The following is a 301-nucleotide window of genomic DNA, read 5'->3' as shown; positions in this document are numbered from 1 at the left end:
CGAAGACGATTACCGGGTCAAATCCGATGACGGAGGTGCTGCAGGCGACGAGTTGCCCGGGGCGGGCAAGCGCAAGAAAACCGGTTTCAAGGCCATTTCTGGAGCAGCCGCCAAGTCCAGTCCCAAGGTTCAAAGAAAGAAGAAAAAGGCCAATGTGGCTCTCATGAAGGTGTTTCCTAATGAGTTGGAAGCCCAACGCGAGTTCGAGGGATTTACCGAATGGCTCCAAACTTTTGACCTTTACCGTGGGAAAAAAAGTGAAGAAGACTTTGACGACGATGGTCGAGTGGTTGGAAAGTTT

At 51.2% G+C, this 301-nt stretch carries 1 protein-coding gene; it reads left to right on the top strand.

Going from position 1 to position 301, the window contains the following annotated elements:
* Window positions 1–301, top strand: a 301-nt coding sequence (locus tag JEM65_RS22130; RefSeq protein ID WP_199603933.1) for a hypothetical protein, incomplete at both ends; no start/stop codon positions are given.

The organism is Gelidibacter salicanalis, from assembly GCF_016469035.1.
Lineage (GTDB): Bacteria > Bacteroidota > Bacteroidia > Flavobacteriales > Flavobacteriaceae > Gelidibacter > Gelidibacter salicanalis_A.
Note: the sequence above shows the minus strand (reverse complement) of the source record. Positions and strands in the feature narration are given on the sequence as shown.